This window comes from Moritella sp. 5 (assembly GCF_018219455.1).
Classification (GTDB): domain Bacteria; phylum Pseudomonadota; class Gammaproteobacteria; order Enterobacterales; family Moritellaceae; genus Moritella.
Genome location: NZ_CP056122.1, coordinates 139,419 through 153,192, shown reverse-complemented (window position 1 = coordinate 153,192; position 13,774 = coordinate 139,419). Strand labels below are relative to the sequence as shown.

Genomic DNA, 13,774 nt, shown 5'->3' with positions numbered 1-13,774 from the left:
TGTCACTAAATATAGTTATTTTACATACATAACGATAATAGTTGTTGCCGTATTACATCACTGAATTGAAGGATTATGTATGTCAGATAAATATGCAGCGTTACGAAGTAATGTCGGCTTATTGGGCCAAGTACTAGGGAATACAATCAAGGATCATCTTGGAGAAGAGTTCTTAGATAAGATTGAAACCATTCGTCAACTAGCAAAATCATCCCGTGCAGGTAATGATAAAGACCGTGCACAATTACTCACCGTACTGCGTAGCCTCTCTGATGATGAGCTGTTACCAGTAGCGCGTGCGTTTAGTCAATTCTTAAACCTGGCTAACATTGCTGAGCAGTTCCACACCACTTCACGTAATTGTGCAGATAACACTTGCGTGCCAGACTCTATCGATGAACTCTTTGCTAAACTAAATAACTCTGAAATCAGTGAAGAAGATGTACTTTCTGCGGTTCAAAACCTTAAGATCGATTTAGTACTGACTGCACATCCAACTGAAATCACCCGTCGAACCCTGATCCATAAGCATGGCGCGATTAATAAATGCCTTAGCCAGTTAGAGCTTACTGAATTAAGTAGCAAAGAGCGTGATGTCTTCATGACGCGTATCGAACAATTGGTATCACAAGCCTGGCACACCAACGAGATCAGAACTGTTCGCCCAACGCCTGTCGATGAAGCTAAATGGGGCTTTGCAGTAGTAGAAAATTCATTATGGGATGCAGTACCAAACTTCTTACGCAGTCTTGATAAACGTCTACAAGACCGCTTAGGTTACCAATTACCTATTGACGCTTCACCCGTTAAATTTACCTCTTGGATGGGTGGTGATCGCGACGGTAACCCGTTTGTGACTTCAACGGTCACCGAAGAAGTATTATTAACCAGTCGTTGGATGGCTATTCACTTGTTCCTTAAAGATGTAAAACATCTCACCAGTGAATTATCAATGAATGACTGTGATGACACATTACGTGCATTAGTCGGTGAAAGTCATGAACCATACCGTGTGTTACTGAAAAAATTACGTAGTGAGTTAACAGAAACATTAGCGAGCTTAACTGCGCAGTTAAAAGACGAATACACAGAAAGCCGTGACATCATCACCACAACAGCACAGTTACGTGAGCCATTGTTAGCTTGCTATAACTCACTTAATGCCTGTGGTATGCGTGTTATTGCCCAAGGTGCATTACTCGATACTATTCGCCGCGTTGAATGTTTCGGTGTGAGTTTAGTGAAACTTGATATCCGCCAAGACAGTGATCGTCATACCGATGTGATCGCCGAAGTAACACGTTACTTGGGTCTTGGAGACTACGCACAATGGAGCGAGCAAGATAAACAAGCGTTCTTATTGCAAGAGCTTAATAACAAGCGCCCACTTATCCCACAATGCTGGCAACCGTCTGTAGATGTAAAAGAAGTGCTTGATACTTGTCGCACTGTGGCAAAGCAAGATCCAGAATCACTAGGGATTTACATCATTTCAATGGCACGTAAGGCCTCTGATGTATTAGCTGTGCAGCTATTATTAAAAGAAACCGGTTGTCCATTCCGTCTACCTGTTGCGCCGTTATTTGAAACCTTAGACGATTTGAATAATGCGGGTACAGTGACGGCAAGTTTATTAGCGATTGATTGGTATAAAAACTACATCAATGGCCATCAATATATCATGATCGGTTATTCTGATTCTGCGAAAGATGCAGGTGTAATAGCCGCCTCTTGGGCGCAGTATCGTTCGCAGGAAGCCTTGGTTAATATCTGTGAACAAGAAGAAATTAAGCTGACTTTATTCCATGGACGTGGTGGTAGCATCGGTCGTGGTGGTGCACCCGCACATGCAGCTTTATTATCACAACCTCCAGGTTCATTAAAAGGTGGTTTACGCGTAACAGAGCAAGGTGAAATGATCCGTTTTAAGTTTGGTCTTGCCAATGTTGCTGAACAAAGCTTAAACCTCTACACCAGTGCAATTTTAGAAGCTAATTTACTACCGCCGCCAGCACCAGAACAAGCTTGGCGTGATGCAATGGATCAAATGTCTGCGGATTCATGTGAAGAATATCGCTCATATATCCAAGGCCATGAAAAATTCGTGCCTTACTTCCGCTCTGCGACACCTGAGTTAGAATTAGGTAAACTGCCACTCGGTAGCCGCCCAGCAAAACGTAAACCAAACGGTGGAGTAGAAAGCTTACGTGCCATCCCTTGGATCTTTGCATGGACACAAAACCGCTTGATGTTACCCGCTTGGTTAGGTTGTACAGCTGCATTCAAAAACATGCTCGATTCAGGTCAGCGTGAGACACTGCAAGAAATGCAGCAACAATGGCCGTTCTTTAATACCCGTATTGAAATGTTCGAAATGGTATTTTTGAAAGCTGATGCTTGGTTAGCGGAATATTATGACCAATGTCTAGTGACTGAAGATTTATGGCATTTAGGCAAAGAACTACGTGCAAGCTTGGCGTTAGCAACTGAGTTGATCTTAGGTTTAACACCTGACACGCAATTACTTGATGCTCAACCCTGGAGTAAAAAGTCAATTGAGTTACGTAACCCGTATACCGACCCTCTGAACATCCTACAAGCAGAGCTATTAAGCCGCGCACGTAGTAGTGAAGAAGTGAACCCAGATATTGAACAAGCCTTAATGGTAAGTATCGCTGGTGTTGCTGCTGGTATGCGTAATACCGGTTAACTTTCAATTTAGTTATCAGCTAATGAATAGATAATAAAATGCCGACATCATGTCGGCATTTTTGATTCGGATAGTAAGTACAAGATAACCAGTACGATGATTATTTTGGACGTACACCCAATGTATGACAAATAGCATACGTTAGATCCGCACGGTTTAACGTATAGAAATGAAAGTCCTTCACCCCTTCGCGCGACAATACTTTCACTTGGTCAATGGCTATACTTGCGCCAACCAGATTACGTGTAGCCTGATCATTATCTAAACCTTCAAACTGGCTGTGCATCCAATTAGGCACTTTTACATTGGTCAGTTTTGAAAACTTACATAAGGTTTTATAATTTGATACAGGTAAAATACCCGGCACGATCTCTTTATCAATACCGACTGCCGCACAACGGTCTCGGAAGCGTAAAAAACTCTCGGTATCAAAAAAGAACTGTGAAATAGCACGATCAGCACCGGCATCAATCTTATCTTTTAGCGCGAGCAGATCTGCTTGCGCATTTTTTGCTTCGGGGTGAACTTCTGGATAGGCGGCAACTGAGATATCAAAATCATTTACCTCTTTTAATAAAGCAACTAAGTCAGCTGCATACATATCAGGTTGATTCAAGCCCGGTGGTAAATCACCACGTAAAGCCACGATATTACGAATACCATTATCCCAATAATCTGTTGCAATCTGCTTTAGCTCTTTGCGATTAGCGTCAATACAAGTGAGGTGTGGTGCAGCAATCAAGCCTGTTTCATGCTTAATTTGTTTAATAATGTTATGAGTACGATCACGAGTGCCGGAATTAGCACCGTATGTCACAGACACAAATTTAGGGTCTAACGCTTTTAAACGATTAATTGACTCCCATAAAGTAGACGTCATCGCTGGAGAGTTGGGCGGGAAAAATTCAAATGAAACGTTAATATCACGTCCCAATTCAGAAACACTTTGATTCAATACTTCAATATTTTGTGCGTTGTGAAAACTCATACTCTATTCCCTTAAGATGTTTAGACGTCCATACCTCTTTACGTCTCAATCATCACAAGTTTGGTGGATAAAGTCAACGCACATAATTCATCTTAAACATGAATTATATGCGCATTGGTTTTCGACAGACGAAAATGTAAAAGTTAACGCGCTAACAACTTACATAATTGGAAAAGATCAGATTGAATAGCACCCGCAGTCACATCTCGGCCAGCACCAGGGCCTTGGATCACTAATGGGTTATGGCGATACCAGTGACTATTAATTGAAAAAATATTATCGCACGGTAATAAGTTGGCAAATGGATGGGTTGGTTCTAAGAACTCTAACCCAACCTGCGCCCCTTCTTTACTACTAAAACTAGCGACATAGCGTAATACTAAGCCCTGCTTTTTGGCTTTATTAAACATATGTAATATTTTGTCATCGAGTGCTTCGCAATGTTCTAAAAACTCGTCCACTTTAAATGACATTAGATCTTCTGATACCAATGACTCGAGTTTAATATCGCCAAGCTCCATCTCATAGCCCGCTTCACGGCTTAGAATAAGCAATTTGCGCTGTACGTCCTTGCCCGATAAATCTTCACGAGGGTCAGGTTCCGTTAGCCCTTGATGCCAAGCTTGTTCCACTAATTCCGAGAACGCAATTTTACCATCATATTGTTGAAACAACCAAGATAAGGTACCAGAGAAAATACCGCTAACAGCAGTCACTTGATCACCACTGTGTTGCAGCATATCCATAGATGATTGGATCGGTAACCCAGCGCCAACCGTGGCGTTGTATAACCAATGGCTTTCATTATCACTAAAGCTCTGCTTAACCCGATTATAAAATTCACTGCTCGCCGCGCCAGCGAATTTATTTGCTGAAATCAGATGGAAACCGTGTTGGGCAAATTCAGGATAATAATAGCTGATTGCTTCACTGGGGGTAATATCGATAATCACCAGTTCATCAAACGGGTGCAATGCGAGATTCGATAATAACTGTTCCCATACAAACGATTCGGGTTGGAAGTCATCAAGTACCGTCGCTGCATCCAGACCATTAAAGTCTAATACCCCGCCCTGAGAGCCGTATACACCGCATAAACACAGTTCGACATTTTGTTGTTCGGGAACTTTATGCATTTGCTCCGCAAACAAAGATAGCCAACCAGCACCGATATTTCCTTTACCAAACAGCACCACACCAATGCGTCTTGGCTGCTTAAATAACGCCGTATGTAGCTCTTTCAATAACGGTTCTAACACCACTTTCTGCAGAACGGCACAGATACTTAAATGGTTTTCACCTGTCTGTACAAATGTCAGATTATGCTCTGAAATTAATTGATAAAACTGATGTGATTGCAACGCATTATCGGTTACACCAGAACCCACTAGCGCAACCATACAAAAACCACTCACATGCTCAATGGCTGTTACATTAGATTGCTGCTGTTTATATATTGCTAATGCAGTAAGTGCAAATTCAACAATTTCAGCGGTATAACCAAATCTAACCTTATAATCCGTCGGACGGCGTTTGATACAGATAGGAGAGAGTTGCTGCTGTGCTAACAATGCAATTAACTGATTATATTGTTGCTGGTAATCTGTATCATGATTAAACTCAACATCCACTAAATGTAGATCATCAATCGAGGTGACAATTTTAGCCCCTTTACCTTTTGGTAAACGACGGTGGATCTGGGTTGACCCCTCATCAGGAGTATAACTGCAACGTAACTGCACATGCTGTTTACTCTCGACAACAGGTTGTAATGTACGCGCATGTAATACGGGAGAGCCTAAACGCGCGAGCTCAGCAGCTTCATCAAGTGATAATTTAGTTTGCAGTTCAGCATCTTTTACACGACGTGGGTCGGCACTAAATACCCCCGCAACATCGCTCCAAATAGTGGTTTGATCAGCATCTACTAATGCAGCTAACAAGGTCGCAGAATAATCAGAGCCATTTCGCCCCAATGTCACAGTACGCTGTTGTGTATCTGCAGCAATAAAACCGGTCACGACAACGCGATTAGTCAGGGTCGCTAAACACGAGTCTAATTTTTGGCGAGACACCATTTCATCAACCACAGGTTGCGCGGCTAATTCAGTTGTTAAAAACAAGCGAGAATCTAAATCATTAGCTGGTAGTTCGCTTTGACTCAGTAAAGCTGCTAATAATCGAGCGGACCACACCTCACCATGCGCTAAAATTTGGTTTTTAGCATACACATCAAGAGTAGTTTCTAATAAATGGCCTATAGTATGAATGTCATCTTGCAATGCAGAAGTGAGTTGTGTGCATAAGGCACCTTCTAATAGTTCTGCAATTAACTTAGTTTGATACTCGCATGTCGCAATAAGACGTTCCGATGCAGCTTGATCTCCGTCTTCGGCTAATTGTAATAATTCTAATAATTGGTTGGTGGTCTTGCCCGCTGCAGAAACTACAATAAGATCGCGTGCTTTGGTATGTTGGCTAATGATCGTCAATACTCGACGATAACAGGTAGCATCAGCTAAACTACTGCCACCAAATTTATGAATACTGCGCTTAATTGCGTCCATGCGTTCTCCCGAACTTAATATCGAATTAATATATTTCCAGTAACTCAAAACATACACTATTAGGCTACAACAGGTCAACAGACGTCTAGAGCTCTTTACATACTGATTGCCAATAATCAAATTCAAAGGTAGACTTATTACTTATTCATAAATAATAATTTACGCAAAGGTCAAAAATGACGAAGTGGAACGGCGAGTATATTAGCCCCTATGCAGAGCATGGGAAAAAGAGTGAACAGGTTAAAAAGATTACTGTTTCAATTCCTTTGAAAGTATTAAAAGTGCTGACAGATGAAAGAACTCGCCGTCAGATTAATAATCAACGTCATGCAACCAACAGTGAGTTGTTGTGTGAGGCATTTTTACATGCTTACACAGGTCAACCATTACCTGCCGATGAAGATTTAACAAAAGACAAACCAGACAGCATACCAGCAGAAGCTAAAGCACAGATGTTAGCACTGGACATTAATATTGATGATTATTTAGAACAAGATGATTAGTCACTAACTAACGAGAGCTAAATAAAGAACGTCTGAAAATAAAACAGGCTCACCTTTTATAAAACAGGCCCCAATTATAGGTGCCTGTTTTGATTTAGCCTATATACAATGCGCTATCTAGCTCGCATTGTTGCTAATACCTTAAAGTGAAATCTAAAATCTAAAATCTAAAAACTAAAAACTAAAAACTAAAAGGAGCCGCGCGGCCTTTTTTCTTTTTCTCAACCGGTTTCGGTTCAGCTACTTTCACTTGTTTAGCTTCAGATTTTTTCTTTTTCTTCTTTTCAGGCTGCTCCCAGATACCTTCAGGGATGCTGTCGACAACAGGCTTAGCAACTGGTGTTGGTGCAATAAATTCGGGTTCAACAGCAACATCTTGCTCAACAGTATTGTTTCCTGTGAAATAGTCTTCAGTAACATCGTTTTCTGTAATATATGTTGCTACAGAATCAGACTCTAAAGCTGCAGGGTCCACAAATTCTTCTTCATCAGTAATATCGTATTCTGCAAGTTCTTCCGCAGACATGACTTGATAAGCTTCACCATTAAAACCAATGATATCGCCAAACATGATCTTTTTACGTTTGCGTGTTTCAACTTCACCATTCACATACACATAACCGTCTGCAATATAGTTCTTCGCTTCACTGCCCGAGGTCACTAAATTTTCGATTTTTAAGATCTTATATAATTCAATCGGTTCTTCAGAAACAACAACAGGGATAACTTCAATTTCATATTCTTCAGACATGGGAACCTTAAATGTGGGCAAATAGCAGAACTTTATACAAGTATAAACCTAGAAATGCAAACGCCAAGGATAAACCTTGGCGTTTGTGAAAATCATACTGGTTAGTTACAGCATGTAATTCTCTGGTAAATCGATACGCGATACACCCGTTTCAACTGCCGCTAATGCAACAGCACGTGCAACACGTGGCAATAAACGAGGATCCATTGGCTTTGGAATAATGTACTCTTTACCAAACTCTAACGATGTCGCACCAGACGCAACTAATACTGACTGTGGCACTTCTTCTTTCGCAATTTCACGAATTGCATGTACAGCCGCGACTTTCATTGCTTCATTAATCACACTCGCTCGCGCATCTAATGCACCACGGAAGATAAACGGGAAGCACAGTACGTTATTCACCTGATTTGGATAATCAGAACGACCCGTTGCCATGATCAAATCTTGACGTACCGCGTGAGCCAATTCAGGTTTAATTTCTGGATCAGGATTCGAACATGCAAAAATAATTGGATTATCGGCCATTAATTTAACATCGTCAGCAGACAATACATTTGGACCTGATACACCAACAAATACGTCAGCACCGTTAATTGCATCTTGCAATGTACGCTTATCAGTATTATTAGCAAAACGTTGCTTATACTCGTTAATGTCATCACGACGTGTGTGGATCACGCCTTTACGATCTAACATGTAGATTTTTTCACGTTGTGCGCCACATGAAATTAGTAATTCCATACATGCAATTGCAGCAGCACCAGCGCCCATACAAACAATAGCCGCTTCAGTGATGTCTTTACCTTGAATATCTAGCGCATTAATCATACCTGCAGCGGTTACGATTGCAGTACCGTGCTGATCGTCATGAAATACTGGGATCTGACAACGTGCAATTAACGCTTTTTCAATTTCAAAGCATTCTGGCGCTTTAATATCTTCAAGATTAATACCACCGAATGTATCGGCAATATTGGCAACTGTATCAATAAATTCTTCTGTCGTACGGTGTTTCACTTCAATATCAATCGAATCGATATCTGCAAAGCGCTTGAATAGTAGTGCTTTACCTTCCATTACCGGCTTTGAAGCCAGTGGGCCTAAATTACCGAGACCTAAAATCGCAGTACCGTTAGTGATCACCGCCACTAAGTTGCCTTTGGCCGTATATTTATAAGCATCATCAGGGTTAGCAGCAATTTCACGCACTGGTTCTGCGACACCTGGGCTATATGCTAAAGAAAGATCATCAGCGGTTTCTGCTGACGTAGTAAGTTGAATAGCAATTTTGCCTGGTTTAGGGTTCGCATGGTAATCCAATGCTTGCTGTCTAAGGTCTGACATACACAATATCCTGAGTGAAATGAATACACATAACTCAACGCCTTAATTCAAGAATAACAAGGAGTGAGAAACAACGTTGGGGGAATTAAAATAATAATCGAATGTAACGCCAAATATTTAACTTTAATTTAACACAGGTCACTTTTGTTTTACACTGAGCTAAACTAGCTAATAATACTGTTACCATGATTCTACAGTAATTTAAGTTGTTTATTCTACCTTTGTACTGGTATGAAGTGTTTATTTTTATATGATTTACTAATTTTAGAAGAACATTTTTATCCAAATGAAAGCATTTAAGTTAAATATAAGTTTTATAAATGTTTCAAACTATTTTTAAGATATAAAAAAAGGTACCCTAAGGTACCTTTTTGATTCACTACAACAAATTGTATAAATACAATTCTTATTTTGCAGAAAGAGCGCCAAAACGCTTGTTGAACTTATCAACACGACCACCAGTATCAACATTACGTTGCTTACCAGTGTAGAATGGGTGACAGTTTGAACATACGTCTAGCGTGATGTTTTTACCGCGAGTTGAACCAACAGCGAAAATGTTACCGCATGAACATTTTGCTTCCATAGAAGCATATTCTGGGTGGATACCTTGTTTCATAGAAACCTCAATTTAGTTATGTCGCCATCTGAAACACTGCCAGACACCACATAAAGTTATAGAATTTTTAGGCTGCGAATAATATAGGATCTTGCCCCTAAATATCAATAGCTGATGCATAAATAAACCACAATTAGAAGATTAAACAGAAAATATCAAGACATTACCTAGTTAACAGCCGTAAACTGTTTACTGAAGTACAGATACAGTCCGTAAAAGAGAGTTAAGTTCATGCCAGTTGTTGCCGTCGCCGTTCCCATACATTTAAGCAGAACTTTTGATTATACCTATTCTGAGAATGAACATATTCAGCCAGGCATGCGTGTCTGTGTTCCCTTTATGAATAAGCAATTAGTTGGTATTGCATTGGTAACCAAAAACGACAGTGAATTTCCGCTCGAAAAACTAAAGCCAATCATTAATGTACTCGATGACAACGCTATTTTATCAGCTGACATGCTAGCATTTTTTAGTTGGTGCGCTGATTATTACCATTACCCGATTGGTGAAGTGATCGCACAAGCCCTACCGGTATTATTACGTAAATTAGAATCTGCAAAATTAAACAGCTACACATTCTGGCAATTAACCGATAACGCGCATGAATTAACAGCCCAAGAATTAAATCGTTTAACACCGGCTCAATTACAAACCATCAAGTTACTGGCTGAAACAAGGCTAACCCAATCACACTTAAAGTTAGCCAATATAAAATCAACGACCATCAAAGCATTGCAAGACAAAGGGCTAATTAGCCAAGAATACATAGAGGTCCAAGATAACGATGCTCAACACTGGCGCCAGAATCTCGTTATTAGTGATAATCGCCCCTCACTCAATACCGAGCAAGCGATCACCATTGCGGCGATTGATATTAATCACTTTGCCACTTATCTGCTTGATGGTGTTACTGGCAGTGGTAAAACCGAAGTCTATCTTAATGTCATAGAAAAAGTATTAAAGACCGGTAAACAAGCGCTCGTATTAGTTCCTGAAATCGGTCTCACGCCACAAACTATTTCACGCTTCAAACGTCGTTTCAACGTACCAATTGTCGCGTTGCACTCTGGTTTAAATGACGCAGAACGTCGTGAGGCTTGGCTTGAAGCACAAGCAGGTGTCGCAGGTATCGTAATTGGTACACGATCTGCAATATTTACTCCCATGCATGATTTAGGGGTGATCATTATTGATGAAGAACATGATGGGTCCCTGAAACAGCAAGAAACATTTCGTTACCATGCGCGAGATCTAGCCATCGTCAGAGCACAGCGTAATAACATTGCCGTGGTATTAGGTTCAGCCACCCCTGCGTTAGAAACGCTGCACAATGCCATGACAGGAAAATATCGTCATTTGCAACTAACCCAACGCGCTGGTAATGCCCAGATGCCAAACCATCACCTCATCGACATCAAAAATCAGTCCTTAGATTCAGGCCTCTCTGCTGAGTTCATCGCATTAATGGCGACCCATTTAGCCGCAGGTAATCAAGTACTGCTATTTCTAAACCGTCGTGGTTATGCACCAGCAGTCATGTGCCATACCTGTGGTTCGATGGCGGAATGTCAGCGTTGTAATACCTATTACACCTATCATCAATCACGTAATATATTGCACTGTCATCATTGCGATGAACAATTTCCAAAACCACGTCGTTGCCCAAGTTGTGATTCCAATGAGATAATCACCGCCGGATTTGGTACTGAACAATTAGAAACAATGCTCAATAATCACTTCCCACAATACCCAATTATTCGTATTGATCGGGATAGTACCAGCCGTAAGGGCAGCTTAGAAAAATCATTAGAAGCCGTACGCAAACGAGAGTTTCGAATTTTAATTGGTACCCAAATGCTCGCCAAAGGTCATCATTTTCCAGATGTCACCTTGGTAGGGCTCATTGACGTGGATAGCGCCCTATTTAGCAGTGATTTTCGCGCCCCTGAAAAACTCGCGCAACTGTTTGTGCAAGTATCTGGTCGTGCCGGACGTGCAGCCAAACAAGGGGAAGTGGCTATTCAGACCCATCATCCTGAACACGAACTTATTCAAGACCTGATCAATAACGGGTACAGCCATTTTGCCCAAACAGCATTACACGCCCGTTCTATGGCCAATTTACCGCCTTATAGCTTTCAAGCTTTGTTCCGTGCTGAAGCCCATCAGTTCAGTGATGCGAACGCTTTTTTAGTCGAAATAAAACAACTTGTTCAAGAGTATAACCACAATCCACAACTGCTTTGTTTAGGTCCAATGCCAGCCCCGATGGAGAAACGTGCGGGTAAGTACCGTTTACAATTATTGCTGCAAAGTCCACAGCGTCAGCATATCACTCACCTATTACGTCAAATAATGCCCAAAATAGAAGCATTAAAGTCTGCACGTAAAGCCCGTTGGTCATTAGATGTAGATCCAACCGAAATGTTGTAATGATATCGGCATTTATCCATTGATTAACTAGTCAAATGCCCCTAATCACGCTAAAATGTTTGGTCTATTTCACTCATCATTGCTAGTTAAGAGAACCCATGAAAGAGCATATTATACAGCTGCTAGAGCAGACAGTTACGATCTTAAAAGAACAACAAATCATTCCTGCAGATGCACAACCTCGCATTGCAGTAGATCGTACCCGCGACAAAGCTCATGGTGATTTAGCAACAAATTTAGCAATGATGATGGCAAAACCTGCGAAGAAGAATCCGCGTGAGTTAGCACAATTAATCATTGATAACCTGCCAGAATCAGACTTAGTAAGCCGTACTGAAATCGCAGGACCAGGCTTCATCAACATCTTCTTAAACCAAAACTGGTTAGCACAACAGATTGATATCGCGCTTGAAGACGATAACCTTTCAGTTCAAAAAACAACAACGCCAGATAACGTCGTTGTTGATTTATCATCACCAAACTTAGCCAAAGAAATGCACGTAGGTCACTTACGTTCATCAATCATTGGTGATTCTGTAGCTCGTACATTAGAGCTACTTGGTCATAACGTCATCCGTCAAAACCACGTAGGCGATTGGGGTACTCAGTTCGGTATGCTACTCGCATACATGGAAGAAAAACGCGCTGAAAATGCAGAAATCAGTATGCAACTTTCTGACCTAGAAGTATTCTATCGCGCAGCAAAAGGTCGTTTCGACGAATCTGAAGATTTTGCAACTCGCGCTCGTGAAATGGTTGTAATGCTACAATCCGGCGATGAAGATTGTAATAAACTATGGCAAGAATTTAATAATGTGTCACTTGCACACTGTCATGACATCTACAAACGCCTAAACGTAAAACTAACACGTGAAGACGTGCGTGGTGAAAGCTTCTATAACAGCGACCTACACAACGTTGTTAACGAACTTGAAGCACAAGGTCTACTCACAGAATCAAACGGCGCTAAATGCGTATTCTTAGATGAGTTTAAAAATAAAGACGGCGACCCACTACCAGTTATCATCCAGAAAAACGGTGGCGGTTTCCTCTACGCAACAACAGACCTTGCCGCAATGCGTTTCCGTCAGCAGAAACTCAATGCTAACCGTATTATGTATTTTGTTGACCAACGTCAAGCTCTGCATTTCCAGCAAGTATTCTCAGTAGTACAAAAAGCCGGTTTCGTTAAACCAGAAACATCGTTGGAACACCTTGGTTTTGGTACAATGAACGGTGCAGATGGCCGCCCATTCAAAACCCGTTCAGGTGGCACAGTAAAACTGGTAGATCTGTTAACAGAAGCTGAAGAGCGTGCTTATACACTGGTAAAATCGAAAAACCCAGATCTTGCTGAAGATGAACTTAAACACATCGCTCGTGTTGTTGGTATCTCATCGGTTAAATACGCCGATTTATCAAAGAACCGTAGCAGTGACTACATCTTCAACTTTGACTCAATGTTAAGCTTTGAAGGTAATACAGCACCTTACCTACTTTACGCTTGTACGCGTGTTGGCAGTATCTTTAATAAAGTCGATGCTGAAACAGCAGCGAAATTAGCAACTGCGAAAGTACAACTAAACGAAGATAAAGAACAAGAGCTAGCAGGTAAACTTATTCAGTTTAACGAGATTGTTCATCAAGTAGCAAAACGTGCGACACCAAACACCTTGTGTACTTATCTGTTTGAATTGGCGGGTGTATTCTCAAGTTTCTATGAAGCTTGTCCAATATTAAGCACTGAAGAAGAAAACGTTAAACTTAGCCGCTTAAAACTGGCGCAGTTGACTGCTAAAACACTTAAACAAGGCTTAGATTTACTGGGCATTGAAACTTTGGAACGCATGTAAATT

9 protein-coding genes are annotated in these 13,774 nt (G+C 41.1%); 4 read left to right on the top strand and 5 right to left on the bottom strand.

Going from position 1 to position 13,774, the window contains the following annotated elements; all coding sequences use genetic code 11:
* Nucleotides 1-79: 79 nt before the first annotated feature.
* Complete coding sequence (ppc, locus tag HWV01_RS00670) at nucleotides 80-2,710, top strand: phosphoenolpyruvate carboxylase (protein ID WP_211673637.1); 2,631 nt, start codon at nucleotides 80-82, stop codon at nucleotides 2,708-2,710.
* A gap of 100 nt (nucleotides 2,711-2,810) precedes the next feature.
* On the opposite strand, the gene metF is transcribed toward ppc, so the two are convergent.
* Nucleotides 2,811-3,698 (bottom strand): methylenetetrahydrofolate reductase, encoded by an 888-nt coding sequence (metF, locus tag HWV01_RS00665; RefSeq protein WP_211673636.1) that lies wholly within the window; start codon nucleotides 3,696-3,698, stop codon nucleotides 2,811-2,813.
* A gap of 143 nt (nucleotides 3,699-3,841) precedes the next feature.
* Nucleotides 3,842-6,265 (bottom strand): bifunctional aspartate kinase/homoserine dehydrogenase II, encoded by a 2,424-nt coding sequence (locus HWV01_RS00660; protein WP_211673635.1) that lies wholly within the window; start codon nucleotides 6,263-6,265, stop codon nucleotides 3,842-3,844.
* Nucleotides 6,266-6,441: 176 nt separating this feature from the next.
* Here HWV01_RS00660 and metJ point away from each other — a divergent pair, with 176 nt between their 5' ends.
* Nucleotides 6,442-6,768 carry a met regulon transcriptional regulator MetJ gene (gene metJ / locus HWV01_RS00655; protein WP_211673634.1) on the top strand — a complete coding sequence of 109 codons (327 nt, stop codon included), beginning with the start codon at nucleotides 6,442-6,444 and terminating at the stop codon, nucleotides 6,766-6,768.
* 181 nt (nucleotides 6,769-6,949) lie between these two features.
* Here the strand turns inward: metJ and HWV01_RS00650 are convergent, their stop codons facing one another.
* From HWV01_RS00650 to rpmE, 3 genes are all read right to left on the bottom strand, one after another.
* Nucleotides 6,950-7,519, bottom strand: coding sequence for an RNA-binding S4 domain-containing protein (locus HWV01_RS00650; protein WP_211673633.1), 570 nt, complete (start codon nucleotides 7,517-7,519; stop codon nucleotides 6,950-6,952).
* 105 nt (nucleotides 7,520-7,624) lie between these two features.
* Nucleotides 7,625-8,866, bottom strand: a complete 1,242-nt coding sequence (locus HWV01_RS00645) for a malic enzyme-like NAD(P)-binding protein (RefSeq protein ID WP_211673632.1) — start codon at nucleotides 8,864-8,866, stop codon at nucleotides 7,625-7,627.
* A gap of 406 nt (nucleotides 8,867-9,272) precedes the next feature.
* Entirely contained in the window at nucleotides 9,273-9,485 is a 213-nt protein-coding gene (rpmE, locus tag HWV01_RS00640; RefSeq protein ID WP_211673631.1) for a 50S ribosomal protein L31, read from the bottom strand.
* A 231-nt stretch (nucleotides 9,486-9,716) separates the two neighbouring features.
* Here rpmE and priA point away from each other — a divergent pair, with 231 nt between their 5' ends.
* Both priA and argS read left to right on the top strand, forming a co-directional pair.
* Nucleotides 9,717-11,918: a primosomal protein N' gene (gene priA, locus HWV01_RS00635; RefSeq protein WP_211673630.1), complete on the top strand. Its 2,202-nt coding sequence runs from the start codon at nucleotides 9,717-9,719 to the stop codon at nucleotides 11,916-11,918.
* A 98-nt stretch (nucleotides 11,919-12,016) separates the two neighbouring features.
* Entirely contained in the window at nucleotides 12,017-13,771 is a 1,755-nt protein-coding gene (gene argS, locus HWV01_RS00630; RefSeq protein WP_211673629.1) for an arginine--tRNA ligase, read from the top strand.
* Nucleotides 13,772-13,774 lie beyond the last annotated feature (3 nt).

What these genes read in the sequence shown, in the direction of transcription:
- HWV01_RS00645 (WP_211673632.1), bottom strand. Translation starts at nt 8,866, where the DNA reads ATGTCAGACCTTAGACAGCAAGCATTGGATTACCATGCGAACCCTAAA.
- priA (WP_211673630.1), top strand. Translation starts at nt 9,717, where the DNA reads ATGCCAGTTGTTGCCGTCGCCGTTCCCATACATTTAAGCAGAACTTTT.
- metF (WP_211673636.1), bottom strand. Translation starts at nt 3,698, where the DNA reads ATGAGTTTTCACAACGCACAAAATATTGAAGTATTGAATCAAAGTGTT.
- ppc (WP_211673637.1), top strand. Translation starts at nt 80, where the DNA reads ATGTCAGATAAATATGCAGCGTTACGAAGTAATGTCGGCTTATTGGGC.
- HWV01_RS00650 (WP_211673633.1), bottom strand. Translation starts at nt 7,519, where the DNA reads ATGTCTGAAGAATATGAAATTGAAGTTATCCCTGTTGTTGTTTCTGAA.
- rpmE (WP_211673631.1), bottom strand. Translation starts at nt 9,485, where the DNA reads ATGAAACAAGGTATCCACCCAGAATATGCTTCTATGGAAGCAAAATGT.
- metJ (WP_211673634.1), top strand. Translation starts at nt 6,442, where the DNA reads ATGACGAAGTGGAACGGCGAGTATATTAGCCCCTATGCAGAGCATGGG.
- argS (WP_211673629.1), top strand. Translation starts at nt 12,017, where the DNA reads ATGAAAGAGCATATTATACAGCTGCTAGAGCAGACAGTTACGATCTTA.
- HWV01_RS00660 (WP_211673635.1), bottom strand. Translation starts at nt 6,265, where the DNA reads ATGGACGCAATTAAGCGCAGTATTCATAAATTTGGTGGCAGTAGTTTA.